We start from the raw sequence: 25,860 nt of genomic DNA on the forward strand, positions 1-25,860 counted from the left end.
CGCCCGCGTAACCTCCGCCGAAGGGCACGTAAACGCCCCTAAAACGCGGTTTTAGGGGCGTTTACGTGCCCTTCGGCGATGAGATTTACTCGAGGACGAGTTCGCGGACGGCGACGCCGTAGGGGGCGAGCGCCAGCTCGCCGCCGGGCTCGCCGGCGAGTGTGCGCAGCTCCCCCGCGACCTCCGGCCGCACCGTGACGGCCGTCGCGTGCTGCGATACGAACACCGCGAAGCGCCGTCCGTCGTCGTGCACGAGCGTGTCGACGAAGACCCGCGGGTCAGCCAGGCGCACGTCGCGCTCCACGTCGGCCACCGCCGCCAGCGCGTCGTACAGCCGCCAGGTCTCCTCGGGGTTGCTGCGCGCCCGCGCGGACGCGAAGTACTCCAGCGGGTACGTCGACAGCACCGCGCGGCCCGCGCCGTGCTCCTTCACCACGATCGCCGGACGGCCGTGGGCGTCCACCGCGACGACGGTCCCGGAGGTCGCCCGCACCGGCAGGAAGGTCCGGCCGTTCTCGTTCCCCGCCGCGGGGAAGGTCAGGACCGTCCCGGCGGGGAGCGACCCGAAGTCCGCGACGAACCGGATGGTCGCCGCCTCGTCGGTCACCGGCTCGGCGAGCCCGTACGCGCTCTGCGCGCGGACACCGAAGAGCGCCTCGGTGTTCGTCCACCACGGCCCGCGCTGCACGCCGCTGTCGCCGTGCGAGTACGACGCGTACACGGTCGCTCCGTCGCGCGCCAGCTCCTCCAGCTGCAACCACGAGGTCGCGCAGAGCTGCTTGACCGACGGCAGCAGGTAGAGGCCGTAGCCGACCGGGAGGCCGCCGTCCTCACGCTCGCGCACAACCGCGACCGGGATGTGCGCCTCGTGCGCCGTCAGGTAGGCCTGCTCGCCGGTCGCGACGATGTGCGCGCGCTCGGTCTCGTTGGTGAACGGGTAGTCGGCCTCCAGGTGCGACGGCACGACGATCGCGGCGTCCACCGGTGTGCGCCTCGCGTTCGGGAGGTCGATCGCGGCGAGGTCGGCGGCGAACCGGGCGAGCTCGCGCAGCGGCGGCTTGGGCGCGCCGTGCCGGTCGGTGATGCCGAAGTGCATCTCGAACGGGTGGTGCGAGTAGGGCCGCTGGTCGGCGAGGTCGTCGTAGTCGGTGTTGTTCCAGGCCATCCAGCCGGTGGCCCCGGCGAGCAGCGTCGTGTAGAGCAGCTGCCGGTAGTAGGAGGCCGCGCCCTCGTCGGAGACGAAGTCGCTGCTGAGGCCGAACTCCTCCATGATCACCGGGAGCCCGACCCCGGAGAGCTCCGCGATGTACGCCGCCTTGAGGTGCTGCCGGGTCTGGTCGGTCTCCATCCGGTAGACGTGCGGGCCGACGAAGTCGGTGAACCGCGCGAGGTCGCGCACCGAGAAGCCGTTGTCGTGCCCGGTCGTCTCGATGCCCCACGCCCCGTCGCCGACCGCGACCGGCTGCGTGCCGCCGCCCGCGCGGACGGCGTTCACCAGCAGGGAGGCCCAGGCGTCCACGATCGGCCGCGGCGCCTCCCCGCCGTAGATCGGCATCTCGTTGGTCAGCAGCCAGCCGGACACGGCCGGGTGCGCGGCGAACCGCGCGGTGAGCTCCCGCACGTACCAGGCCTGCCGGCCGACGAACCAGACGTCGCGGTAGAGGTCGCGCCCCTCCCGCCACACCGGGTCCCAGTTCTCGCCCGACATGTGCCCGACCAGGAAGGTCGGCACGGTCGTCATCCCGGTCTCGGTGTGCGCGTCCAGGAAGTCGGCGAAGTTGGCCAGGCACTGCTCGTCGAGCGTGTCCGGGGTCGGCTGGAAGTCCGGCCAGTAGAAGAACGACCGGGTCATGTTCAGGCCGTGGTCGGCCAGCACGCGCAGCTCCTGGCGGATGACCGCCGGATCGTAGCGCTTCCACATGAGCGGCCCGCCGGTGCGCGACCAGAAGTTCGCTCCGAGCCAGACCACAGGCGTTCCGTCGACGGCGAGGAGGGGCGAAGGGCGGTCCATGATTCCTTTCGAGGGGGTGCGCAGGCTACTTGACGGCGCCGGCGGTGAGGCCGGCGACGAAGCTCCGCTGCAGGATGAGGAACGCGACCACGATCGGGATCGACACGACGAGCGAGGCCGCCATGATCTGGTTCCAGTACACGTTCGTCTGCGTCGAGTAGAGCTGCAGGCCGACCGCGAGCGTCCGGTTCTCGTCCGTCGTCATCACGGAGGCGAACAGAACTTCGCCCCAGCTCGTCATGAACGAGTAGATCGCGACAGCGATCAGGCCGGGCTTGGCCGCGGGCAGCACGACGTGCCAGAGCGCGCCCATCGGGCCGGAGCCGTCGACCATCGCCGCCTCGTCCAGGTCGCGCGGGATGCCGTCGAAGTAGCCGGCGAGCATCCAGATCGCGAACGGCAGCGCGAAGGTCAGGTAGGTGATCACCAGCCCCCAGCGGGTGCCGACGAGCTGGATGCCCACCGCCTGGTTGATGTTCACGAAGATGAGGAACAGCGGCAGCAGGAACAGCACGCCGGGGAACATCTGCGTGGACAGCACGGTCGTGGTGAAGACGCCGCGACCCTTGAACCGGTAGCGCGACACCGCGTAGGCGGCGAACACGGCGATGATCAGGCTGAGGATGGTCGCGGCGCTGGCCACGATGACGCTGTTGATGAAGTACGACGCCAGCGGCACGGTCGACCACATGTCGATGAACGGCTGGAACGTGATGTTCGTCGGCCACCAGGTGAAGGCGCCCTGGACATCCGCCAGCGGCTTCACCGACGAGGTGATCATCACGTAGAGCGGCACCGCCGTGAACAGGGTCAGGAAGACGACGACGACCCAGCGGAAGACTTTGGACGAGACGGTCTCACGCATTGCGATTCCTCCGGTTGAGCACGATCAGGTAGATGCCGGACACGATGAGCAGGAAGATCAGCAGCAGCACGCTCATCGCGGCTCCCGAGCCGAAGTTCCAGGTCAGGAACGACGCGTTGTAGATGTGGAACGAGATCAGGTCGCCCGCCGCGGGTTGGGCGTTGCCGAACAAGACGTAGGGCGTGTTGAAGTCGTTGAACGTCCACAGGAACATCACCAGCAGCAGCACGGCGTTGACCGGCCGCAGCATCGGCAGGGTGATCGACCGCCACTGCCGGAACGGCTTCGCGCCGTCGACCGCGGACGCCTCGTAGACCTCGTCCGGGATGGACTGGAGGCCGGCCATCAGCATCAGGAACGCGAACGGCCAGAGCCGCCAGATCGCCACGATGACGATCGACCAGAACGCGTCGTCGCCGATCAGCCAGAACGGCTTCTGACCGGGCAGGCCGAGGTTGTCGAACAGGAAGTGGTTGACCGCCCCGGTGTCCTTCTGGAGCATGAACTTCCAGGTGATGATGCCGGCGTAGAGCGGCAGCGCGTACGGCACGAGGAAGAGGGTGCGGAAGAATCCGCGCCCGCGGAACCGGCCCTGCATCGCGACGGCCGCGGCCATCCCGAGCGCCCAGGAGAGCCCGACCACGAGGATCGTGAACCCGCAGGTGATCAGGAACGAAGTCAGCAGGCCGGCGCCGATCGACGTGTTGAAGTCGAGCGCGACCTGGTAGTTCTTCAGGCCGACGAACGGCGCCTCGCTCCAGTTGGCGATGAAGAACTTGGTGAGCTGCAGGAAGCTGATCCAGATCCCGGTGAGCATCGGGATGACGTGGATGAGCACCTCGAAGAGGATGGCCGGCGCCAGCAGCACCAGCGGAAGCCACCAGCCCTTGGGGCGCTTGCGGCGGGTCTTTGCCGGAGCCGGCGCCTCGGCGGGGCTGGTCCGGACGGATGTCGTCGTCGACATGGAACTCCTTCGGTGGGTGCGGCGGCCGGGCGCGAGTCGCTTCGCGCCCGGCCGTCGCGGTGGCGGACTAGCCGCCGATCGACTGCTTCACCTGGTCCTGAGCGGTGCTCAGTGCCGACTTGATGTCGGAGTCGGAGACGGTGCCTCCGGTGGCGATCTTGGCGAACATGTCGTTCATGGCCTTGCCGACGGTGTTCTCGAACTGGTCCTCGGCCGGCACCAGCGGCAGCGGCTTGGACATCTCGTTGTAGATCTTCGTGAACGTGGCGGCCTCGTCCGGGTTGTCCGTGAAGACGGCCTTGGCGCCCTTCAGCACCGGCAGGCTCGAGTACGGCTTGCCGAGTGTCGTCTGCGTCGACTCGCTCGTCATGTACTTGACGAACTCGAGGGCGGCGTCCTTGTTCTTGGTGTTCTTGAAGATCGACAGGTTGATGCCGGCGACGTGGCTGGCGACCGGCTTGCCGCCCTCGGGCGACGGGAACGGCACGACGCCGTACTGGTCGGACTTCATCCCGTTGGCGTTGATCGACGAGTCGGCGTTGTTCTGGCTGAGGATCATCGCGACCTTGCCGGTGGCGAAGTCGTTCACCGCCTGCACCCCGTTGTCGTACTGGGCGTTGGAGGTGTTGACCACCTTGTCGGTCTGCATCAGGTCGAGGTAGCGCTTGACGCCGTCGATGTTCGCCTGGGTGGTGAACGTCGGGTTGCCCTTGCTGTCGAACCAGGAGCCGCCGTTCTGCGCCGAGTTGATGAACGCGAAGTGGGCGTTCTCGGTGTAGCTGCCGGCTGCGAGCGAGAAGCCGTGCTGCGTGCCGGTGGTCAGCTTCTTGGCGGCCGTGACCAGCTCCTCCCAATTGGTGGGCGGCTGCACGCCGGCGTCGGCGAACATCTTCTTGTTGTAGTACAGGCCGTAGGCGAGACCGTAGAGCGGGACGCTCGTCACCGTCTTGCCCGCCGCGCCGCCGGTGTCGAGGGCGGTCTTCACGAACTTGTCGCTACCTCCGATCGCCTTCATCTCGCTGTCGCCGAACGGCAGGAACGCGCCGGTCGCCTGCAGTGAGGCGGCCCAGGTGTTCCCGATGTTCAGGACGTCGGGCCCCTGCCCGGAGGTGACGGCGGTCTGGATGCGCGTCTGCAGATCGTTCCAGCCGATCACCTCGAGCTTGACCTTCACCCCGGTCTTCTTGGTGAATTCGTCGAGCACCGGGGTCAGGACCTGCTTGTCGTTGTCGAGGCTGGTGCCCTGGTTGCTCGCCCAGTACGTGATGGTCGACCCGCTGGCCGACGATGTCGAACCACTGCTGCTGCAGCCCGCCGCCACGAGCGAGATCGTGGCCGCAAGCGCTGCGGCGGCGATGACGCGTTTCCTCATTGTGACTCCTTCGTCTCTTGATGGGCGCCCGCCGCTCCCGTCCCCGGGGAGCGCATCTGGCGCCACGGGCGACTATAACTGAACCGGTTCAGTTAATCCAGCGTTGACACCTCAGGTATCGAGGGTATACGGCGCGGTCTCCCCGTGTGCTGGTCACACGGAGGCCGGGACGCTGGTCGAGCGCACGACCAGCTCGGACGCGCGCGCGGTGCGCGTCGCCGTCTCGACGCCGGCGAGCTCGTCCAGCAGCATCCGGGTGGCGCGCCTGCCCTGCTCCTCCGGGAACCGGGCCAGCGCGGTCAGCGGCCGCGAGCCCAGGCGGCAGACCAGGGAGTCGTCCCAGCTCACCACGGCGACATCGTCGCGGCCCGCGCGACTGAGGGCGGCCTGCGCGCCGAGCGCGAGGAGGTCGTTGGAGGTGACCAGCGCGGACAGCCCCGGGTCGCCCGCATGCGCGGCGGCGATCCGCTCGCCGGCCTCCATCGAGTAGTCGGACGGCTCGGAGGTCGCCTGCATCCCGAGCTCGCCCGCGAACCGCGCGATCGCGTCGGCCCGCTCCCGCTCGTGCTCGAACTCGGCAGGGCCCTGCAGGTGCAGGATGCGGCGGTGGCCGAGCGCGTGCAGGTGGTCGACCACGATGCGCGCGTCGCCCCACGCGTCGTAGAGCAGCACCCGCCCCGGCGCGACGCTCTCGTCGTTGCCGTGCAGCACGAACGCCAGGCCGAGCTCGTCGAGGAGGGCCGGCCGCGGGTCGCCGACGGTGATGTCGAAGAGCATGACGCCGTCGACGCGCTGCTCAGCGCTCCAGCGGCGGTAGGCCGCGAGGTCCTGCCCGTTGGAGGTGCCGACCATGCGCAGCAGCAGCGACTGCCCGCTCTCGGCGAGCTCGGCCTCCACCCCGGCCAGCAGGCTCATGTAGTACGGCTCGGTGCCGAGCAGTCCCGGGTCGCGGCGCAGCACGATCCCGATCGCGTCGGACCGGGCCCGGGAGAGGGCGCGGGCGCTGGAGCTGGGATGCCAGCCGAGCTCGTCGGCGAGCTCGAGCACGCGGCGCCGTGTCTCGTCGCTCACGCCGGGCTGGCCGTTGAGCGCGTACGACACCGACGCCTTGGAGAGCCCCAGCCGGTCGGCGAGGCCGCCGATCGTCACCCGGGTCGCTGTCCCCACGTCGTGCTCCTCTCGCGGCCGCTCCGGCCGATCGGGGAAAGAGTACCTCGGACTGAAGCGGTTCAGCCCTCGTGTCGTCTGCGAGGATGCGCACATCCGCGCGCCGGACGGTCTGCCCGGAGTCGGGCCGGATTCGCGACGGACATCCGGTGCGCCACCCGGCAGAATGGGCGGCGACAGCACCTCACCAGCACCTCGACCATCAGGAGGGCATCGCCGTGGCGACCACCGTGTTCGAACGACAGGCACCGCCGGCGGCCGTGGTGAGCCACGCGCTCGCCCCGGCCCGGCAGGCCGTGTTCTGGATCGAGGACGCTCCAGGCGACCAGTACCCGCGGTTCCGCGGCGACGTCGAGTGCGACCTCGCCGTCGTCGGCGGCGGCTACACCGGCCTGTGGACGGCCCTCCTCGCCAAGCGGGAGAACCCGTCCGCGCGCGTCGTGCTGCTGGAGGGCCGCCGGATCGGGTGGGCCGCCTCCGGGCGCAACGGCGGTTTCTGCGAGGCGAGCCTCACGCACGGCGACGAGAACGGCCGCACCCGCTTCGGCCGGGAGTTCGACGAGTTGCAGCGGCTCGGGATGGCCAACCTGGACGAGATCGAGGCGACCGTCGCCGAGCTCGGCCTCGACGCGGAGTTCGAGCGCAACGGCGCGATCGACCTCGCGACCGAACCGCACCAGGTCGAGTGGCTGCGGGAGGCCGACGACGGCGAGCACGCGCGCTTCCTCGACGCGGAGGCCGTGCAGGCGCAGGTGCACTCCCCCACCTACCTCGGCGGCCTGCTCCGCACCCGCGACTCGGCGCTGGTCCACCCCGCCAAGCTCGCCCGCGCGCTTGCCCGGGCCTGCGAGGCCGCCGGGGTCGAGCTGTTCGAGCACTCGCCGGTGGAGGGCATCGGCGAGGGCACGACCCTGTACACGCCGGAGGGCGTCGTGCGATCGAAGCGGACGGCGCTCGCCACGAACGTGTTCCCGAGCCTGCTCAAGCGCAACCGGCTCGCGACCGTTCCGGTCTACGACTACGTGCTGATGACCGAGCCGCTCAGCGCCGACCAGCTCGCCTCGATCGGCTGGTCGGGCCGCCAGGGCCTCGGCGACTCGGCCAACCAGTTCCACTACTACCGGCTCACCCGGGACAACCGCATCCTGTTCGGCGGCTACGACGCCGTCTACCACTACGGCGGCCGGGTCCGCGAGCGGTATGAGGACCGGCCGGCGACCTTCCGGAGGCTGGCCGCGCACTTCTTCACCACCTTCCCGCAACTCGAAGGCCTCACCTTCACGCACCGCTGGGCCGGCGTGATCGACACCTGCAGCCGGTTCTGCGCCTTCTTCGGAACCGCCCGCGGCGGCACGGTCGCCTACGCGACCGGCTACACCGGGCTCGGCGTCGCCGCGACGCACTTCGGCGCGCAGGTGATGCTCGACCTGCTGGCCGGCCGGGAGACCGAGCGGACGAGCCTCGAGCTGGTGCGCAGCAGGCCGCTGCCGTTCCCGCCGGAGCCGGCGGCCTCCCTCGGCATCAATCTGACCCGGTGGTCGCTCGACCGCGCCGACCACCGCGAGGGACGCCGCAACGCGTTCCTCCGCACGCTCGATGCGGTCGGGTTGGGGTTCGACTCGTGAGCCGCGTGGCGAATTCGTGCCGAATGTCGCGAAAGCGGCGGTGATTCGCGACATTCGTGCCGAATGTGAGGCGCCTCAGCGCCGCACGCGCCGCGCGAGCACCGCGGCGTGCAGCGCCCCGATCGTCTCCCCGTCGTCCAGGTCGAGGCCAAGCAGGTCCTCGATGAGCGCGATCCGCTGGTAGAACACCGACCGGGACAGGTGGCTCGCCGCGGCGGCCCGCGTGCGGTTGCCCGGGTGGCTCAGGTAGGCGCGCAGCACCTCGATCAGGTCGCCGTCGTTGGCCAGGTCGTACTCGATCAGGGGCCGCAGCATCCGCTCGGCGTACTCCTGCAGCCGCGGATCGTCGCCGAAGGCCGTGACCAGCCGCAGCAGGGGACGGCTCTCGGCGCGCTGCACGACGGCGTGCCTGCCACGACCGCCGCCCCCGCGGCCGGTCAGCTCCACGGCCTCCTCCACCGACGCCAGCAGGCCCGGGATGCCGTGGGCGTCCGAGCCGACTCCGACGACGGCGGCGTCCCCTCCGGCGAGCGCGTCGGCGACGGCGTCCGCGCCCGGCCGCCCGTGCCGGGACGACACGGCGACCACGAGGAGCCCGGGGGCCGCGGGATGCGGTGCCGCGATGGCCTCCGACCCCGCTGCGCGTGCGGCCTCCAGCGCCCGCGCACCCGAAGAAGCATCCACCCGCCCCGACCGGGTGCGCACGGCGACCCCGGCGAGCACCCGCGCGGCGACCGGGAAGCCGGACGCCTCGAACCGCGCGGCCATGCCGCCGTCGCCGGCGAAACGGCGGCCCAGCAGCGCGCCGAGCAGCGCGTCGTGGCTGCGGCGCGTCCACTCCTGCTCGTCGCGGTCGGCCAGCCGGCTGAGCGCCAGCGCGACGGCCGCCTGCTCCAGCACGCTCGACCGGCCGGCGGGATGCGGCTCGCCCGGCAGCGCGACGAGGTGGCCCCAGCGCATGCCGCGCGCCTCCACGGGTGTCAGCGTCCAGCCGGGCTCGCCCGCGCCGCGATGCGCGGCTCGCGAGCGCTGCTCCCAGCGCTCGAGCTCGGCCTCGCCGTCGCCGACGTTCTCGGCGACGAGCACCTGGTGGCCGGTGTCCTCCAGCACCACGGGGCAGCCGAGCACCCGCGCGGCCTGCGCGACGATGAAGTCGGCGGGGCTGCCGCGCAGGCTCAGGCCGGTGAACAGCTCGCGGATCTCGTCCCTGGCTCGCAGCGCGACGGTCTGGTCGTCGATGATCCGCGCGTGCACCGCCTCGGTGACCGCGACGAAGCGCGCCTCGCGGTGCAGCACCACGAACGGCAGCCCCGCCGCGCGGAACTCCTCGAGCAGCGGCGCCGGCGCCTCCGGCGTGCGGTGGCCCAGCTCCAGCACGAGGCCGGCGATCTCGGCCTCCGCCAGGTCGCGACCGAGCGCCCGCAGCGCGCGGGCGTCGCGCGGCCAGCCGAGGCCGGTCGCCAGCAGCAGCTCGCCCCCGGAGACCAGCCGCGCCACGTCGGCCGTCTCGGCCACATGCACCCAGCGCACCAGCGTGTCGAGCGCGCCGTCGCCCGCCAGGACCTCCGGCAGCGCGTCGGCCATCGGGTCCATCCGCAGCACCTCGCGCACGGTCGGCAGGAGCATCCGCTCCGGTGCCGGACGAACTGTCTCGCTTTGCCCGAACGTCCGACGATCTGGCCTCATCGTTCGCTCCTCCGCTCTGTGATCATGGGGATTGCAAGCCTACTTCCCCGCCGGGCATTCCGTCCGGCGCAGCACCTCCAGGAGGATTCCGTGGCCCTGATCCGCCACTTCGTGAACGGCGAGGAGTCCGGCGACCCGGCCCGCCTCGGCCCCGTCTTCGACCCCGCCACCGGCGTCCGGCAGCACGACGTCGTGCTCGCCAGTGCCGCAGAGACGTCGGCGGCGATCGCCGCGGCCACGGCCGCCCTCCCGGGCTGGCGCGCCACCAGCCTCACCAAGCGCGCCGACGTGATGTTCCGGCTCCGCCACCTACTCACCGAGCGCCGCTCGGAGCTCGCCGCGATCGTGACGAGCGAGCACGGCAAGGTGCGCTCCGATGCCGCGGGCGAGATCGCGCGCGGGCTCGAGAACGTCGAGTTCGCGTCCGGCCTGATCGACAAGCTCAAGGGCGAGTACAGCGAGCAGGTCTCCACCGGCATCGACGTGCACAGCGTCAAGCAGCCGGTCGGCGTGGTCGCGTGCATCACCCCGTTCAACTTCCCGGTCATGGTGCCGCTGTGGATGGTCGCCAGCGCGATCGCCTGCGGCAACACCGTCGTCCTGAAGCCCAGCGAGAAGGACCCGTCGGCATCCGTCTTCCTGGCGAAGCTGTTCGCCGAGGCCGGTCTGCCCGCGGGCGTGCTCAACGTCGTGCACGGCGACAAGGAGGCCGTCGACACCCTGCTCGACTCCCCCGACGTCGCGGCGGTCTCGTTCGTCGGCTCCACTCCGATCGCCCGCTCGATCTACCAGCGCGCCGCCGCCAACGGCAAACGCGTCCAGGCCCTCGGCGGCGCGAAGAACCACATGGTCGTGCTGGAGGACGCCGACATCGAGGCCGCGGCCGACGCCGCCGTCTCGGCCGCCTACGGCTCGGCCGGCGAGCGGTGTATGGCGGTCAGCGTGCTCGTCGCGGTCGGCGAGGCCGGCGACCGGCTCGTCCCCGCCATCCAGCGCCGCCTCGGCGCGCTCGCGATCGGCCCCGGCACCGACCCGGCCAGCGAGATGGGTCCGCTCATCACGCGCGAGCACCGCGACAAGGTCGCCTCCTACGTGGCTGCGGCCGCCGCCGAGGGCGCCACCGTCGTCGTGGACGGCACCGCCCAGGAGTTCGACAACGACGGCTTCTTCGTCGGCGTCAGCCTGGTCGACCACGTCAAGCCGGGTACCGCGGTCTACGACGACGAGATCTTCGGGCCGGTGCTCTCCGTCGTGCGCGTCGACACCTTCGACGAGGCCGTCGCCCTCATCAACGCGAACCAGTACGGCAACGGCGTCGCCCTGTTCACCCGCGACGGCGGCGCCGCCCGGCAGTTCGAGTTCGACGTGGAGGTCGGCATGGTCGGCATCAACGTTCCGATCCCCGTTCCGATCGGCGCGTACTCGTTCGGCGGCTGGAAGAACTCGCTGTTCGGCGACTCGCACATCTACGGTCCGGAGTCGTTCCATTTCTACACGCGCAGCAAGGTCGTCACGACGCGCTGGCCCGACCCGGTGCACTCGAAGATCGAGCTCGCGTTCCCCGGCAACTCCTGATTTCGGAGGTACACGCATGACTGACACGATCGACACCGCACTCCGCACCGGCTTCACCGACCGCCGCGGAGTCGAGCACCCCTTCGGGGACGCCGACGCGGAGACCCAGGTCCGCAGCGACGACCGCAGCCACGTCTTCCACTCCTGGAGCGCCCAGGCGCAGATCGCCCCGCTGCCGATCGCCGCGGGCGAGGGCTCCACGTTCTGGGACTACCAGGGCAACGCGTACCTCGATTTCAGCTCGCAGCTGGTCAACCTCAACCTCGGCCACCAGCACCCCGACCTCGTCGCCGCCATCCAGCAGCAGGCCGGCCGCCTCGCCACCATCCAGCCGTCGATGGCGAACGACGTGCGCGGCGAGCTCGCCCGCCGCATCGCCCGCGTCGCGCCGGGGACGCTGAACCGGGTGTTCTTCACCAACGGCGGCGCGGACGCCAACGAGTACGCCGTCCGCATGGCCCGCCGGGTGACCGGTCGGCGCAAGGTGCTGTCCATGTACCGCTCGTACCACGGCGGCACCGCGACGGCGATCTCGCTGACCGGCGACCCGCGCCGCTGGGCGAACGAGCCGAGCGACCCGTCCGTCGCGCACTTCTTCGGCCCGTATCTCTACCGCTCGGCATTCCACTCCACCACCCCGGAGGAGGAGACGCAGCGCGCGCTGGAGCACCTGGAGAGCGTCATCGTCCTGGAGGGCGCCGCCACCGTCGCCGCGATCATCATCGAGACGATCGTCGGCACGAACGGTGTGCTGATGCCGCCGCCCGGCTACCTCGCCGGCGTCCGCGCACTGTGCGACAAATACGGCATCGTCTACATCGCCGACGAGGTGATGGTCGGCTTCGGCCGGGTCGGCGAGTGGTTCGCTGTCGACGCGTTCGACGTGGTCCCCGACCTGATCACCTTCGCGAAGGGCGTCAACTCCGGCTACGTCCCGCTCGGCGGCGTGGTCATCTCGGACGCGATCGCGGACTTCTTCGACGACGTCTCCTTCCAGGGCGGCCTCACCTACTCGGGCCACCCGCTGGCGTGCGCGGCGGGTGTCGCGACGTTCGACGTGTTCGAGCGCGACGGCATCCTGGAGCGCGTGCGCGACCTCGGCGAGCGCGTCGTGGAGCCCGAGATCACCGCCTGGCTCGACCGCCACCCGTCGCTGGGCGAGGTCCGCGGCCGGGGCCTGTTCTGGGCGCTGGAGCTGGTCCGCGACCGCGAGACGCGCGAGCCTCTGGTGCCGTTCAACGCGTCCGGAGCCGACGCGGCCCCGATGGCCGAGGTCGCCGCGGCGTGCAAGGCCGCAGGCGTCTGGCCCTTCACGCACTTCAACCGCATCCACATCGCCCCACCCCTGGTGATCGCCGAGGACGACCTCCGCCGCGGCCTCGCCGCCATCGACGCCGCCCTCACGGTCGCCGACCGCCACACCCGCTGACGCGCGGCCGCTTCGCTCACGCGGCGAACGGAGGACATCCCGCCCACCACCCCACCCACCGGCAGCTACCGGAGGAGATCGGCCCCGCCCTCACCCCGATCTCCTCCGTTACCGACATGGCGTCCGGGGCCGGACCACCCACCCCACCCCCTCCCTGCGCTAACGGAGGACTCCCACCCCACCCCGCCCCCGATCTCCTCCGTTACCTGCGATCGGGCGGCGTGGCGCGGCCGATCTCCTCCGTTGCCGACATGGCGTATGGGGCGGGACCACCCATCCCCCTCCCCGCAGCCAACGGAGGACTCCCGCCCCACCCCGGCCCCGATCTCCTCCGTTACCTGCGATCGGGCGGCGCGGAGCTGCCGATCTCCTCCGTTGGCAACACGGCGTCCGGGTCCGGACCACCCATCCCCCCTCCCCGCAGCCAACGGAGGACTCCTACCCCGCCCCGACCCCGATCTCCTCCGTTACCTGCGATCGGGCGGCGTGGCGCGGCCGATCTCCTCCGTTGGCGACACTGCGTCGGGGCGGAAGCGGGCGGCGTGGCGCGGCCGATGTCCTCCGTTGCCGACATGGCGACTGGGGCCGGACCGGGCGGCGGGATATCGTGGCAGCATGAGTGAACCTGGGGACGGCCGTGTCGCGGTCTACATCGACTTCGACAACATCGTCATCTCGCGGTACGACCAGGTGCATGGCCGCGGGTCGTTCATGCGCGATCGGCAGAAGTCCGGCACGCAGCCCAAGCCCGCCTTCGTCGCGAAGCTGGCCGAGGCGCGCGTCGACCTCGGGGCGGTCATCGACTTCGCGTCCTCGTTCGGCACCCTCGTGCTCACGCGGGCCTACGCCGACTGGTCCGCCGCCGTGAACGCCGAATACCGCGGCCAGCTCGTCGGCCGCGCCGTCGACCTGGTGCAGCTCTTCCCGGCCGCCGCCTACGCGAAGAACGGCGCCGACATCCGCCTGGCCGTCGACGCGGTGGAGGACCTGTTCCGGCTCCCCGAGCTCACCCACGTTGTGATCGTGGCGGGCGACTCCGACTACATCCCGCTGGCCCAGCGGATCAAGCGCCTCGGCCGGTACGTGATCGGGATCGGCGTCGCCGGCTCGACCGCGCGCTCGCTGGCGGCCGCGTGCGACGAGTTCGTCAGCTACGACGACCTCCCGGGCATCGCCCGCGACGAGGCGGCCGAGACGGACGCCGCTCTTGCGGAGACGGCGGACGAGGAGACCGTCACAGCACCGGAGGCCGCTCCCGCAGCCGCTGCCGCAGGCGGCACATCCCGTTCCCGCGGACGAGGCGCCCGCTCCGCAGCGACCTCCGGCGACGAGGAGGAGGCGGCGGCGGCCGAGGAGCCGGCCGAGCCCGCCAAGCGTCCCACCCGCAAGCGCAAGGCCACGACGCCCGACCCGGAGGTCGACGAGGATGAGACCGCGGAGGACCCCCAGGTCGTCGCCACGCGCCTCCTCGCGAGGGCGATGCAGCTCGGCCACGAGAAGGACGACTCGGAGTGGCTGCACTCGTCGACGGTGAAGGGCCAGATGAAACGCATGGACCCCTCCTTCAGCGAGAAGGCCCTCGGGTACCGGTCGTTCAGCGACTTCATCAAGTCCCGCAACGACCTGGTCGAGCTCGACGACAGCTCCACCGCCCAGGTGCTGCGCCTGGCCCCGGCCCGCTCGCGCCGGGTCCGGCACAGCGGCAGGGCCTCGGACACGGTGTCGGCGCAATGAGCACCGGCGACGCGGACCAGCCTAACGCCGACCGTCCCGGCGTCGTGACCGCTGTCGCCATCCTCTGCTGGCTGGTCGGGACGGTCGAGCTCATCCTCAGCGTGCTGCTGATCGTCCTCGCGGCGATCCGCGGCGTCCTCCCCGCGAGCGAGACGGGGAACATCCTGGTCTCCACGATCGGCTACCTGATCGTCGCGGTCGCCTACCTCGCGGTCGGGTTCGGCGTCTTCCGCGGCGTGGACTTCGCGCGGGTGATCGTGCTCCTCGCGAGCGTCGTGCACCTCGGCGTCGGGCTGTACACGGCGCTCACCACGCAACCGGTCGCGGGCATCCTGTCGATGGGGCTCGCGGTCGCGATCGCCCTCCCGCTGTGGATCGGGCGCGGAGCGACCTGGTTCGGCCACGGCCGGACGGGCGCGCCCGCGGCCTGAGCCGCACCCGCACTGAGCCCCCACCCAGCCTGACCGCGTTGACTGGCGGCATGGCACGAGTGTGGTTGGCAGAACAGTGGGGTTCCCCCGAGACGTGGACGTTCGCCGAGCGGGAGGTCCCGCGTCCGGGACCGGGCGAGGTCACGATCCGGGTGCGCGCCGCGGGCGTCAACCCGGCCGACTACAAGCATGTCGCCGGTCCCCGGCCCGGCCTCGACCTCCCGGTGCCGATCGGCTACGAGGTGGCGGGCGAGCTGGTCGAGCTCGGCCCGGGGACCGAACTGGCCTCGGGCGGCGGCGCGCGAGGTGACGCGGTCGTGGCGTTCCGCATCCAGGGCGGGTATTCGACCGAGGTCACGGTCTCGGCGGCCGATGTCTTCGCCAAGCCGGCGGCGCTGTCCGACGAGGAGGCCGCCAACCTGCTGCTGGCCGGCGCGACGGCGGCGCAGATGCTCGATGTCACGCACGTCGAAGCCGGGGACACGATCCTGGTGCACGGCGCGTCCGGCGCGGTCGGCGTGAGCGTGCTGCAGCAGGCCGCCGAGCTCGGCGCGCACGTCATCGGCACCGCGAGCGAGGCCGGCTTCGCCCGCGTGCGACGGTTCGGCGGCGTTCCCGTCGCCTACGGCCCGGGCCTCGCCGACCGGGTCAGGGACGCCGCGCAGGGTCCGATCGCCGCCGCGCTCGACACGGTCGGCACCGACGAGGCGGTGGCCGTCTCGCTCGAGCTGGTGGAGGACCGCGACCGCATCGTCACCATCGTCGCCGCCGGGCGCGCCGGGACGGAGGGCTTCCACTCGATCTTCGGCGCGCAGCCGGAGAGCGCCGCCTTCCGCGACGCGGTGCGGCCGAGGCTGCTGGCGCTCGCGGCGGAGGGGCGGCTGCAGGTCCCGATCGCGCGCACGTATCCGCTGGCCGAGGCCCCGGAGGCGCTGCGGTTCCTCGCCGAGGGGCATCCGGGAGGGAAGATCGCGCTGCTGCCGTGATCGCGCTGCTGCCATGATCCGCTGCGGGCTCGCCCGCGCGCTCAGTGGTGGAACGCCACCCGGTCCGGCCCCGGCATCGGCGCCTTCAGCTCGTCCAGCTCCTGCACGCTCGTCCGGATCGCGTCCACCAGCCCGCCCGCGAGGTCGCGGCTGAGCCCGTTCCTGACCACCGCGCGCTGCACCGTCACGTCGGTGAGCGCCTCCGGCATCGGGTAGGCGGGCACCAGCCAGCCGCGCGTACGCAGCCGCATCGACAGGTCGTAGAGCGTCCAGGGCGCATCGTGGCCGGCCTTCAGCTGCCACGCCGCGACCGGGATGTCGCTGCCGTCCGTCCAGATGTCGAAGCGCCCGAGCGCCTGCACCTGGTCGGCCAGGTAGCGGGCGACGTCCCGTGACGCGGTCTGCACGCGCTTGTAGCCGTCGAACCCGAGGCGCAGGAACTGGTAGTACTGCAGCAGCACCTGCGCGCCAGGCCGCGAGAAGTTGATCCCGAACGTCGGCATCTCCCCGCCGAGGTAGCTCACTGTGAAAATGAGCTCCTCGGGCAGCAGGTCGGCCTCCCGCCAGACCACCCAGCCGATCCCGGGATAGACGAGCCCGTACTTGTGCCCGGACGTGTTGATGGAGGCGACCCGTTCCAGGCGGAAGTCCCAGACGATGTCGGGCTGGATGAACGGCGCGACCATCGCCCCGGACGCGCCGTCGACGTGGATCGGGATGTCGAGCCCGGTCTTCTTCTGGATCGCGTCGAGCGCGTCGCTGATGGCCTTCACCGGCTCGTACATCCCGGTGTAGGTGACGCCCATGATGGCGACGACGCCGATGGTGTTCTCGTCCACGTACCGGTCGAGCCCGTCACCGTCGAGGGTCTTGTGGTCGAGCGAGATGGGCACGAACCGCGGCTCCACCTCGAAGTAGTTGCAGAACTTCTCCCAGCACACCTGAACGGCCGCGCTCATGACGAGGTTGGGCTTCTCGGTGGACTGCCCGGCCGCGCGCCGCCGCTGCTGCCAGCGCCGCTTGAGCGCGAGGCCGCCCAGCATGCACGCCTCCGACGACCCGATGGTGGAGGTCCCGATCGAGCGCTCGGGATCCGGCGCGGTCCACAGCCCGGCGAGCATCCGCCAGCACCGGGTCTCGATGGCCGCGGTCTGCGGGTACTCGTCCTTGTCGACGATGTTCTTGTCCACCGCCTCCGAGTACAGGCGCCCGGCCTGGTCCTCCATCCAGGTGCCGACGAAGGTCGCGAGGTTCAGCCGCGCGTTCCCGTCGAGCATCGCCTCGTCGTGCACCACCTGGAAGGCGGTGTCCGGCAGCGACTCCCCCTCCGGGAGCGTGAACCGCGCGAACTCGGTGGCCTCCCCGGCCCGCGAGAAGACGGGATTGAGACCGACGGGTTCCTCGGGGGACTCGTAACCGTGACGCATGCGGCGAGCCTATTCCTGGAGGCCGCACACCTCTCCCTGACGCGCGCGGCCGAGCCGCGTGCGTTCACCGCCGGTCGCCTATTCGACCTGCAACTGGGTCCGCGCCGGCGCCGGGCAGATCAGGAACGCGTGACCGTGGTCGCGTTCGATCTCGTGCTCGTCGATGCGGCGGCTGCACAGCGGGCACGTCGCGGCTTCCGTCCTCGGTGCCTCTTGGCCGTAGGGGCCGAGTGGAGGCGGACCGAGGACCGGGAGCAGCTTCGCGTCCAGCCATTCAGCAGCGCGCTCGGCGCGAGAGCCTTGACGGCCCTCCACCTTGTCCATGCTTCGATGGTAAGTCGGCCGATAGCATCGGTGGATGCGTGCCGTCCCCGACACCCTCGACCCCGCCGTCGTCGCCGAGATCGACCTGCGCCTCGAAAGGGTCATCACCGCGCACGGCGTGACCATTCCTCTCGCGATCGAGAGCGGCAGCAGGGCGTGGGGTTTCCCCTCGCCCGACAGCGACTACGACGCGCGGTTCCTGTTCCTGCGGCCGGTGGAGGACTATCTCCGGCTGACCCCGCTGCGGGATGTGGTGGAGACACCGCTGGACGCCGTGTTCGACGTGAACGGCTGGGATGTGCGCAAAGCTCTCGGGCTGCTCGTGCGCGGTAACGCGACCGTGGTCGAGTGGCTGCGGTCCCCCATCGTCTACGGCGGCGACCCGGCGTTCCGCGAGGGGATGCTGGAGCTCGCCGGCCGCATCCTCGACCGCGAGCGCCTGCTCGACCACTACCTCCACATCGGCGCCCGGCACGCGGCGGCGCCGGACGGCAAGCTGAAGCGGTTCTTCTACGCGCTGCGCCCGGCCGCGACGCTGCGCTGGCTGCGCGTCCACCCCGACCGGGCCGTGGCCCCGATGGACCTGCCGACGTTGATCGCCGAGAGCGACCCGGGCGCCGACGTCGCCGAGGCGGTCGCCGAGCTGATCGCGATCAAGGCCGTGACCCGCGAGCTGGGCGGCGGTGAGCCTCCCGCGGTGCTGCGCCGGTTCGTGGCGGACGAGCTCGCGGCCGCTGCGGACCGCGCTGTGGCGTCGCGCTCGGACCTCGTCGCGGCGTCCGCGGAGGCGGACGCCTACTTCCGCGCTCTCGTGCTCCGCTAGCGGAGGCGACGGCTAGACCGGGCCCCCGCCCTCCACCGAGTCCTCCGGCATGATCATCATGCCCCCGGTGCGCTGGCTGGTCTGCAGCAGCGCCTCCATCCAGTGCTCGTTGAGCGCGGGAGGCCGGGAGCCGTTGAACACGAACGCCAGCGGGATCTCGCGGCTGATCCAGAGGCTCATCCGGCCGCCGCCCTGCTCGACCGGGATCTCCCAGTTGAGCAGGAAGCTCTCGTGCCGGCGCAGCTTGGTGACGAGGGCGATCTTCACATGCGAGAGGGTCCTGTCGTCGAACTCGTACTCGCGGCCGACCCCGTAGATCAGTTTGCCCATGTCAGTCGGCCTGCTTCTTCCCGCGCGCCTCGCGGAAGCTGCCCTCGGGGACTTCCTGGCGGATCTCGGCGCGGAGCTCGTCCTCCAGCATCAGGCCGGCGTTGCCGTTGGCCTTCTCGGTGAGGATGCCCAGCCACTCCCGGTTGAGCTCGGGGAGGGTGGGGTGGGTGAAGACGAACTGGATGCTGATCGACGGGTCGAGCCAGATCGAGCGCAGCGTCGGCTCCGTGCCTCCCGTGCGGTCGGCCCAGAGGAGCAGGAAGCCTTCGCGGCGGCGCAGCTTCGTGGCGATCACCGCCTGGAGATGAGCGAGCACCCGGTCGTCGAAGGTGAAGCCGTCGGCCCCGTCGTAGATCAGCGTTCCCATTGGTGTCCTCTCCGGTTCTCACTTTCGCTGTCCGCCCGCGCGCCGTCAAGACGTCACGCCGGTGCGGCGTAACGTCTGCACATGGACGCTCTCACGCGAACCATCAAAGCGGCGCTCCTCTACGAGGACGGCTGCACCCTGGACAGCGTCGTGGTCGTGCCCCTGATCGGCGGCTGTCCGCCGGGCGAGATCCGTGTCGCCACCCTGTTCGCCGGCGCCCTCGCCTACGACGTCTACGAGCTGGACGACGACGAGGAGTACTCCTCCATGCCCGCCTATCCGTATCGTTCGACGATCCCGCTGACCACGGGCGACCTCGCCGACTGACGGGCGGGACGGGGACTCCGGAGGCTGCCGGCGCGCCGCGTAGGGTGGACGGGTGACCGACGCGCCGCCCGACAACGCCCGCACGGGCTGGGCGGTGGCCTCACTCAGCCTCGGCACCCTGCTCAACCCGCTGAACTCCTCGATGATCGCCGTGGCACTGGTGCCGCTGCAACGCGACTTCCAGGTGAGCGTGACGACCGTGACGTGGGTGATCACGTCCTTCTATCTGGCCTCCGCCGCCGGGCAGCCGCTGATGGGGCGGTTCGCCGACCGGTTCGGGCCGCGGCGGCTGTTCCTGTTCGGGATGCTCGTGGTCGTGCTGGCGTGCGCGCTCACGCCGTTCTCGTCGTCGCTGGCCGCCGTCTGCGCGGGCCGGGTCGCGCTCGCGGTCGGGACCGCGACGGCCTTCCCCTCGGCGATCGCGATGCTGCGGACGGTTTCGGCGCACACCCGCGTCGGGACGCCCCGGCTGCTCGGCCGCATCCAGATCGCCAACACGTCGGGCGCCGCGATCGGCCCGGTGCTGGGCGGCGCGCTGGTCACGTTCCTCGGCTGGCAGGCGATCTTCTGGGTCAACGTGCCGCTCGCCGTCGTGGCCTTCCTAGGGGTCCGGTTCTTCGCGCCACGGGACGCGCAGCGCGAGCGGGTGCCGCTGCGCCGGGTGGTGGCGGAGTCGGACGTGCCGGGCATCCTCCTCTTCATCGCGACGCTGACCGCGCTGCTGGTGTTCCTGCTCGACCTCCGGCCGCAGCCGCTGTGGTGGCTGCTGCCGCTCGTGCCGATCGCCGGCGCGCTGTTCGTCTGGCGCGAGCTGCGCACCGCGCACCCGTTCCTCGACCTGCGGCTGCTCGGCGCCAACCACCGGCTGCTGATGGTCTACCTGTGCTTCGCGGTGTTCAACACGGTCTACTATTCGGCGTTCTTCGGCCTCCCCCAGTACCTCCAGGAGCACGGCGGCTACTCGGCGGGCGTGACCGGGCTGCTGATGTTCCCGCTGGCGGCGGTGACGATCGCGGTCACCCCGCTGGCCGCGCGGGCGATCGAAGGCGTCGGGCTGCGGCCGACGCTGCTCACGGGCGCCGCGGCGCTGATCGTCGGGGCGGTCCTGCTCGGGTTCGCGGCCGCGACGACGGCGCCGTGGGTGGTGCTGTTGATCACCGCGGCGCTCGGCATCCCGTACTGCGTGGTGAGCATCGGCATGAACCAGGCCCTCTACGCCGCCGCCCGCCCGCAGGACGCGGGCGTGGCGGCGGGCATCTTCCAGACCTCCCGCTACGTGGGCGCGATCGTGGCGACGACGGTGCTCGGGCTGCTGTTCAGCACGGGGACGACCCCGGCGAGCTGGCTGGCGGCGGTGGGGGTGGCGAGCGCGCTGGCGGTGGTGCACCTGTGCCTGCTGGTGTTCGTGCGGCGCCGGTCGCAGCCGGGCGGGGCGCCGGGGGGTGCCACGGAGGCCGCACCCTCCTAGACTCCGCGCCATGAGCGGGAGCATGCGATGAGCGGCTGGGTGCCGTCCCTCGCGCTCATCCCCCAGCTTGTCGCGCTGCTGCTGGCGTTCGTGCTGTCGGCCGTCATCGGCGTCGAGCGCGAACGCCAGTTCAAGAGCGCCGGGCTGCGCACACACATCCTGGTGGGGCTCGGCTCCGCGTTGTTCACGCTGGTGTCGGCCTTCGGCTTCACGTCGTTCGGGTTGCCTGCAACCGACCCGGGACGGATCGCGGCGCAGGTCGTGACCGGCATCGGCTTCGTCGGCGCCGGCGTGATCTTCGTGAACCGCGGCAACGTGGTCGGCCTCACCACCGCGGCGTCCATCTGGATGACCGCGGCCGTCGGCATGGCGTGCGGCGCCGGGCTCCCCCTGCTCGCGATCGCCGGGACGGCCCTGCACCTCATCGCCCTCGGGTCGCTGCCGACCGCCGAGCGGCTGATCAGGCAGCGCTCGGAGAGCCGGCTCGTGGTGCGTGTCGATCGGTCGGGCGAACCACTCGCCGTCGTGCTGGACCGGCTGACCGCGGACGGCCTCCAGGCCCGCGTGGACGGGCTCCGCCGCCTCCCGGATCAGGACCTCGAGCTCGCCGTCTACATCCGCGGCAAGCAGGACGAGGCCGACCGCCTCCTCACCGATCTGGGCCGGATCGACGGCGTGGTGAGCGTCAAAGCGGGGCCGTTGCGCGGTTAGCGCTCCGCCCGGGCGTCCGCTGCCCCGACCCGCACGCAGCAGCCGCCGGCCAGCGGCTCCAGCCAGGCCTGCCGGCCGTCGCTCGCCCCGGCGCTCAGCGCGGACACGAACGCGGCGTTCGCCGAGCAGATCACGTCGGTGTGGCGGCTCGACAGCCGGTGGAACGGGCAGTTGGCGAGCACGTAGCCGCCCGCGTCGTCGTCCACGGGGTCGTAACCGAGCCCGTCGAGCGTCTCGGCCACCGGGCGCGACGGGTCGCTGCGCGCGGCGCCCTGCTCGGCGGCGACGGCCAGCAGGCACTCGCGGACGGGAAGCCCGGTGCCGTCCGACCGCTCCACCGCGACCGCCAGCAGCTCGCCGGCCAGGTCGTAGCGCCGCGGCGGGACGCTGGCGACGAGCTCATCGTGCGCAAGCGAGTAGAACTTCGCGGGACGGCCGGAGCCGGGGCCGCGCTTGTCGCCGCGGTGCCGGAACTCGGCGACGAGCACGCCCGCGTCCACGAGCTTCTCCAGGTGGAACGCCGCCGTCGCCCGGCTCAGGCCGGTGCGCTCGGCCAGCTCGTCGCGGCCGAGCGGGCTCCCCTCCGCGGTCAGGATGCGGACCAGTTCGCGGCGCGCGGGCTCGGCGAGCGCCGCGACCGCCGCCACGTCGTCATCGGTCATGCGGCCCATCCTAGCTCTAAAACTGCGATTATTGACAATAGAATTTCGCGGACGTACGCTCACAGCAGGAACGAGGAGGCACGATGACGCTGACCACAGAATCCCACGGCGAGGACACCCTGGTGCATTCGGTAGCCGAACCGCTGGCCGGTCCGTGGGCCGCCGCCATCGACCGTCCACGCGCGGAGGCCGCGATCGCCGAGCTCCTGCGCGCCCTCGGTCGCGACACCGCCGACCCCCAGCTCGCCGACACACCGCGGCGCGTCGCTGCCGCCTTCGCCGAGCTGCTCGACGCGCCGCCGCTGCGCGCGACCACGTTCCCCAACGACGAGGGCTACGACGAGCTCGTGCTGGTGCGCGACATCCCGTTCGTGTCGCTCTGCGCCCACCACCTCCTGCCGTTCCGCGGCGTCGCGCACGTCGGCTACCTCCCGGGCGATCGGCTGCTGGGGCTGTCCAAGCTGGCGCGCGCGGTCGAGCACTTCTCCCACGACCTCCAGTTGCAGGAGCGGCTGACCGTGCAGATCGCGGACTACCTGGACGACGAGCTGGAGCCCCGCGGCGTCGGCGTCGTCCTGGAGGCCGAGCACCTGTGCATGGCGGTCCGCGGCGTCCGCGCGCCGGGCGCGACCACGCGTACCTCCCGGTTCACCGGCGAGCTCGCCGGGATCGGCCCGCGGCGCTTCCTCGACGGAGTGGCCGACTGATGACCGCGACCGCCGACCTCCGCCGCGCCGGGGTGAGCATCTGGCTGGATGACCTCTCGCGCGGCGATCTCGTCTCCGGGAGGCTCGCCGAGCTGATCCGCGAGCGCGATGTGACCGGCGTGACGACGAACCCGACCATCTTCGCGAAGGCCGTGGAGGACGACCCGGACGCGTACGCCGGACGGCTCGCGGAGCTGCGCGCGAACGGCGCCGAGCCGCGGGAGGCCGCGCTCGCGCTCATCGCCGCGGACGTACGGGAGGCCTGCGACGTCCTCCGCTCCGTGCACGAGGCCACCGGCGGAGCGGACGGGTTCGTCTCGATCGAGGTCACGCCCGACGCCGCCCACGACACGGCGGCGACGCTCGCCGAGGTCCGGATGCTGCGCGCACTCGTCGACCGGCCGAACGTGCTGGTCAAGATCCCCTCCACCGACGCGGGCGTGCGCGCTCTGGAGGAGGCGACGGCGGAGGGCGCCTCCATCAACATGACGCTGCTGTTCGGGCTGGAGCGGTACGGCCAGGTGATGGCCGCCTACCGAGCGGGACTCGTCCGGGCCGCGGCAACGGGAATCGATCTCGGCGGCATCCGCTCGGTCGCGTCGTTCTTCGTCTCACGCGTCGACGTGGAGGTCGACAAGCGTTTGAGCGCGATCGGCGGCCCCGTGGCGGACGGGCTCCGCGGGCTCGCCGCCGTCGCCAACGCCCGCCTGGCCTATGCCGCGTTCGAGGAGTCCCTGGTGGGGCCGGAGTGGCAGGCGCTGGCAGCGCGCGGAGCCCACCCGCAGCGACCGCTCTGGGCCTCCACCGGCGTGAAGGACCCGGCGATGCGGGACACCCGCTACCTCGAGGAGCTGGTCGCGCCGGGCGTGGTGGACACCATCCCGGCGAAAACGCTGGAGGCCCTGCACGACCATGGGGTGGTGCGCACCGACACCATCCGGGGCAGCTACGCCGAGTCGCGCGCGGTGCTGGACGACCTGGAGCGCGCGGGCGTTCGCCTCGCGGATGTCACCGCGGAGCTCGAACGCGCCGGCATCGACGCGTTCGGTGCATCCTGGGCGCGCCTGGTCGCCGCGATCGCGGAATGAGTCGACCAGCGCGCGAAGTCAGGGTGACGGAGCACCCCGTGGAAGGTGACGGGGCGCTCCGTCGGGAGGGCTAGCCCTCCTCGTCGGGTGCAGCGGCCGCGTGGGCCTCCTCGTGCTGCGCCTTCGGATAGTTCCCACTCCGTTGGTGGGTGCTGCGCACGAGGGGCGGCCTGCCCCCGCGCTCGGAGCCGACGTAGGCTCCGACGACTTCCGAGTCGGGGCCGAGGTGCCCCTCCCCTTCGGTGTACTGACCGTGAACGACGCGCTCTTCGGCCGTCTCGGGCTCGGCCTGGGTGTACCGGCCTTCGATCACGTCGCGGTCCTGTGGTTCGACCATGACGATCGCCTCCTTGGTTGCGATAGCGCAATTATCCCGCGATTTCGCCCCGTTCGGTAGTGGTCGCGAAGCACTCGGAGCGTGTTCGCACCTCCGGTTCAGGACACGCGCGGCCCCGCCTCCGAGGTCACACTGATGCGCGAGCCCGGCGATGCACGGTACAACTGGAGGGTGGACCACGAAGAACAGCACCCGGGCGATGTCGACGCCGCCCTCCAGGCGGCCGACGTGATGATGCGGGTCGCCGCCCGCTCGGTGTCCGAGGTCGAGGACATCGTCACCTCGCCGCAGCTCCGGGTGCTCGTGATGGTCGCCACCCGCGGACCGCAGACCCTCGGCGGCGTGGCCGCCGAGCTCGGCGTGCACGCGTCCAACGCCACCCGCACCTGCGAGAAGCTCGTCCGGCTGGGACTGGTCGAGCGGACCGAGGACCCGAACGACCGCCGCTTCGTCCGGGTGGCCCTCACGCCGGAGGGCCGCGCCCTCGTCGAACGCGTCATCGGCCACCGGCGCTCGGCCCTCGCCGAGGTGCTCGCGGTGATGGAGCCGGACGAGCGCAACGCGGCCGCCGCGTCGTTCCGGGCCTTCGCGAACGCGGCGGGCGACCTCCCGAGCGCGGACGGCCGCTTCACGCTGCTGCTCCCCGGGGCCGCGGCAGGCATCTAGGCCTCACGCCGTCGCGAGTGCGTCGTTCCAGACCTGGCTGTTCTCTTCGAGGAAGCGGGCGATGCCCCGCCAGTGCTCTCCGTGGGAGTCCACGTACATCGACCCCCAGGGCTCTCGTCCGTCGCGGTGCGCGCTTTCGAGGAGGTCGTGCATCGCCCAGGCGCGCCGAGGGAGGATCTCCGGCAACCCGGCGCGCAGCGCGGCATCGGCCCGGTAGCCGTCCAGGAAGGCGCGCAGATCCTCCGCTGCCGACAGCGCGTCCGTCGTCGGATCGTTGAGCGTGAAGGCCTGGGCAGAATAGGCGAGGTCCCACAGGCGGGTGCTCGCGGCCGCGCCGTCCCAGTCGATGAAGACCCAGCGCTCACCGACGAGCAGGTTCCACGGTGTCAGGTCGCCATGGCAGACCAGGTCGGGGTCGGCCACCGGGATGAGCGCGGGTCCGAGCCCCAACGCGTCGGCGTCGAGGCCCTCGCTGGCGTCATGGATCGCCCTCACCATCGCGCCGACCCTCCCGAGCTGCGCGCGGGATAGCGTCGGGGAGTCCATCGCGAGCGGTCCGGGGACGAACTCCGTCATCATGCGGCCCTGCGCGTCGCGCCCCATCGGCTCGGGGAGGTCGGTTTCGCGCTCACGCAGAATGCGCATGTATTCGAGCACCCCCGGAGAGTGCTCGGTCCAGGGCTTGCGGACGGTCTTGCCGACCCTGACCACGCCTTCGCTCGCATTTCCGCCCGACAACGGGATCTCCTGCTGCATTGCGTCAGCCTAACGAGCGGGA

General features: G+C 71.4%; 26 protein-coding genes. 13 read left to right on the plus strand and 13 right to left on the minus strand.

Translation table 11 applies throughout. The features are described 5' to 3' along the window. Positions 1-85: 85 nt before the first annotated feature. The 5 genes from ACFRFH_RS18235 to ACFRFH_RS18255 form a co-directional block, all read right to left on the minus strand. On the minus strand, positions 86-2,011 hold the full coding sequence (locus ACFRFH_RS18235) for a cellulase family glycosylhydrolase (RefSeq protein ID WP_382464411.1): 1,926 nt from the start codon (positions 2,009-2,011) through the stop codon (positions 86-88). Positions 2,012-2,036: 25 nt separating this feature from the next. Then, complete coding sequence (locus tag ACFRFH_RS18240) at positions 2,037-2,876, minus strand: carbohydrate ABC transporter permease (RefSeq protein ID WP_370054126.1); 840 nt, start codon at positions 2,874-2,876, stop codon at positions 2,037-2,039. After that, entirely contained in the window at positions 2,869-3,840 is a 972-nt protein-coding gene (locus tag ACFRFH_RS18245) for a carbohydrate ABC transporter permease (RefSeq protein WP_382464412.1), read from the minus strand. The genes ACFRFH_RS18240 and ACFRFH_RS18245 overlap by 8 nt, the downstream gene beginning before the upstream one ends. Positions 3,841-3,907: 67 nt before the next feature. Next, positions 3,908-5,212: an ABC transporter substrate-binding protein gene (locus ACFRFH_RS18250; RefSeq protein WP_382464413.1), complete on the minus strand. Its 1,305-nt coding sequence runs from the start codon at positions 5,210-5,212 to the stop codon at positions 3,908-3,910. Between the two features lie 153 nt (positions 5,213-5,365). Continuing rightward, positions 5,366-6,379, minus strand: a complete 1,014-nt coding sequence (locus ACFRFH_RS18255) for a LacI family DNA-binding transcriptional regulator (protein ID WP_382464414.1) — start codon at positions 6,377-6,379, stop codon at positions 5,366-5,368. Positions 6,380-6,597: 218 nt separating this feature from the next. On the opposite strand from ACFRFH_RS18255, the gene ACFRFH_RS18260 reads away from it, so the two are divergent. After that, a complete protein-coding gene (locus tag ACFRFH_RS18260) occupies positions 6,598-8,004 on the plus strand; it encodes an NAD(P)/FAD-dependent oxidoreductase (RefSeq protein WP_382464415.1) in 1,407 nt (468 codons plus the stop codon). A 75-nt stretch (positions 8,005-8,079) separates the two neighbouring features. Here ACFRFH_RS18260 and ACFRFH_RS18265 read toward each other — a convergent pair whose 3' ends face one another. Beyond that, positions 8,080-9,690 (minus strand): PucR family transcriptional regulator, encoded by a 1,611-nt coding sequence (locus tag ACFRFH_RS18265; RefSeq protein ID WP_382464416.1) that lies wholly within the window; start codon positions 9,688-9,690, stop codon positions 8,080-8,082. A 90-nt stretch (positions 9,691-9,780) separates the two neighbouring features. Here ACFRFH_RS18265 and ACFRFH_RS18270 point away from each other — a divergent pair, with 90 nt between their 5' ends. The 5 genes from ACFRFH_RS18270 to ACFRFH_RS18290 all read left to right on the plus strand — a co-directional run bounded on the left by ACFRFH_RS18270 (position 9,781) and on the right by ACFRFH_RS18290 (position 15,845). Further along, on the plus strand, positions 9,781-11,265 hold the full coding sequence (locus ACFRFH_RS18270; RefSeq protein WP_382464417.1) for a CoA-acylating methylmalonate-semialdehyde dehydrogenase: 1,485 nt from the start codon (positions 9,781-9,783) through the stop codon (positions 11,263-11,265). Positions 11,266-11,281: 16 nt separating this feature from the next. Further along, positions 11,282-12,694 (plus strand): aspartate aminotransferase family protein, encoded by a 1,413-nt coding sequence (locus ACFRFH_RS18275; RefSeq protein WP_382464418.1) that lies wholly within the window; start codon positions 11,282-11,284, stop codon positions 12,692-12,694. A 615-nt stretch (positions 12,695-13,309) separates the two neighbouring features. Then, entirely contained in the window at positions 13,310-14,428 is a 1,119-nt protein-coding gene (locus ACFRFH_RS18280; protein ID WP_382464419.1) for an NYN domain-containing protein, read from the plus strand. Then, positions 14,425-14,859, plus strand: a complete 435-nt coding sequence (locus ACFRFH_RS18285) for a hypothetical protein (RefSeq protein WP_382464420.1) — start codon at positions 14,425-14,427, stop codon at positions 14,857-14,859. Before ACFRFH_RS18280 ends, ACFRFH_RS18285 begins: the two co-directional genes overlap by 4 nt. Positions 14,860-14,909: 50 nt before the next feature. Next, on the plus strand, positions 14,910-15,845 hold the full coding sequence (locus tag ACFRFH_RS18290) for a zinc-binding alcohol dehydrogenase family protein (RefSeq protein ID WP_382464421.1): 936 nt from the start codon (positions 14,910-14,912) through the stop codon (positions 15,843-15,845). A gap of 41 nt (positions 15,846-15,886) precedes the next feature. On the opposite strand, the gene ACFRFH_RS18295 is transcribed toward ACFRFH_RS18290, so the two are convergent. Together ACFRFH_RS18295 and ACFRFH_RS18300 are read right to left on the minus strand one after the other, a co-directional pair. After that, complete coding sequence (locus ACFRFH_RS18295) at positions 15,887-17,272, minus strand: glutamate decarboxylase (RefSeq protein WP_382464422.1); 1,386 nt, start codon at positions 17,270-17,272, stop codon at positions 15,887-15,889. 78 nt (positions 17,273-17,350) lie between these two features. After that, on the minus strand, positions 17,351-17,596 hold the full coding sequence (locus ACFRFH_RS18300) for a hypothetical protein (RefSeq protein WP_382464423.1): 246 nt from the start codon (positions 17,594-17,596) through the stop codon (positions 17,351-17,353). A 34-nt stretch (positions 17,597-17,630) separates the two neighbouring features. Here ACFRFH_RS18300 and ACFRFH_RS18305 point away from each other — a divergent pair, with 34 nt between their 5' ends. Further along, positions 17,631-18,419, plus strand: coding sequence for a DNA polymerase beta superfamily protein (locus ACFRFH_RS18305; protein ID WP_382464424.1), 789 nt, complete (start codon positions 17,631-17,633; stop codon positions 18,417-18,419). Positions 18,420-18,431: 12 nt separating this feature from the next. Here ACFRFH_RS18305 and ACFRFH_RS18310 read toward each other — a convergent pair whose 3' ends face one another. Both ACFRFH_RS18310 and ACFRFH_RS18315 read right to left on the minus strand, forming a co-directional pair. Next, positions 18,432-18,749, minus strand: coding sequence for a hypothetical protein (locus ACFRFH_RS18310; protein ID WP_382464425.1), 318 nt, complete (start codon positions 18,747-18,749; stop codon positions 18,432-18,434). Position 18,750: 1 nt separating this feature from the next. Next, a complete protein-coding gene (locus tag ACFRFH_RS18315; protein WP_382464426.1) occupies positions 18,751-19,116 on the minus strand; it encodes a hypothetical protein in 366 nt (121 codons plus the stop codon). An 81-nt stretch (positions 19,117-19,197) separates the two neighbouring features. Between ACFRFH_RS18315 and ACFRFH_RS18320 the strand changes: the two genes are divergently transcribed. The 3 genes from ACFRFH_RS18320 to ACFRFH_RS18330 are packed head-to-tail and all read left to right on the plus strand — an operon-like array spanning position 19,198 to position 21,622. Further along, positions 19,198-19,443: a hypothetical protein gene (locus ACFRFH_RS18320; protein ID WP_382464427.1), complete on the plus strand. Its 246-nt coding sequence runs from the start codon at positions 19,198-19,200 to the stop codon at positions 19,441-19,443. A gap of 52 nt (positions 19,444-19,495) precedes the next feature. After that, a complete protein-coding gene (locus tag ACFRFH_RS18325; RefSeq protein ID WP_382464428.1) occupies positions 19,496-20,911 on the plus strand; it encodes an MFS transporter in 1,416 nt (471 codons plus the stop codon). A 27-nt stretch (positions 20,912-20,938) separates the two neighbouring features. After that, entirely contained in the window at positions 20,939-21,622 is a 684-nt protein-coding gene (locus ACFRFH_RS18330) for an MgtC/SapB family protein (RefSeq protein WP_382464429.1), read from the plus strand. On the opposite strand, the gene ACFRFH_RS18335 is transcribed toward ACFRFH_RS18330, so the two are convergent. Continuing rightward, the gene (locus ACFRFH_RS18335; RefSeq protein ID WP_382464430.1) at positions 21,619-22,284 is read right to left on the minus strand and encodes a helix-turn-helix transcriptional regulator; all 666 of its coding nucleotides are present in this window, start codon (positions 22,282-22,284) and stop codon (positions 21,619-21,621) included. The genes ACFRFH_RS18330 and ACFRFH_RS18335 overlap by 4 nt on opposite strands. 83 nt (positions 22,285-22,367) lie before the next feature. On the opposite strand from ACFRFH_RS18335, the gene folE reads away from it, so the two are divergent. Both folE and tal read left to right on the plus strand, forming a co-directional pair. After that, entirely contained in the window at positions 22,368-22,991 is a 624-nt protein-coding gene (gene folE / locus ACFRFH_RS18340; RefSeq protein WP_382464431.1) for a GTP cyclohydrolase I, read from the plus strand. Then, complete coding sequence (gene tal, locus ACFRFH_RS18345; RefSeq protein ID WP_382464432.1) at positions 22,991-24,079, plus strand: transaldolase; 1,089 nt, start codon at positions 22,991-22,993, stop codon at positions 24,077-24,079. The genes folE and tal overlap by 1 nt, the downstream gene beginning before the upstream one ends. Positions 24,080-24,149: 70 nt before the next feature. Here the strand turns inward: tal and ACFRFH_RS18350 are convergent, their stop codons facing one another. After that, a complete protein-coding gene (locus tag ACFRFH_RS18350) occupies positions 24,150-24,416 on the minus strand; it encodes a hypothetical protein (protein WP_382464433.1) in 267 nt (88 codons plus the stop codon). Between the two features lie 171 nt (positions 24,417-24,587). Here ACFRFH_RS18350 and ACFRFH_RS18355 point away from each other — a divergent pair, with 171 nt between their 5' ends. Beyond that, positions 24,588-25,082: a MarR family winged helix-turn-helix transcriptional regulator gene (locus ACFRFH_RS18355; RefSeq protein WP_382464434.1), complete on the plus strand. Its 495-nt coding sequence runs from the start codon at positions 24,588-24,590 to the stop codon at positions 25,080-25,082. A 3-nt stretch (positions 25,083-25,085) separates the two neighbouring features. Here the strand turns inward: ACFRFH_RS18355 and ACFRFH_RS18360 are convergent, their stop codons facing one another. Beyond that, positions 25,086-25,838, minus strand: a complete 753-nt coding sequence (locus ACFRFH_RS18360) for a phosphotransferase (protein ID WP_382464435.1) — start codon at positions 25,836-25,838, stop codon at positions 25,086-25,088. Positions 25,839-25,860 lie beyond the last annotated feature (22 nt).

This window comes from Leifsonia sp. NPDC056824 (assembly GCF_042789575.1).
In the GTDB taxonomy this organism is placed as follows: Bacteria; Actinomycetota; Actinomycetes; order Actinomycetales; family Microbacteriaceae; genus Leifsonia.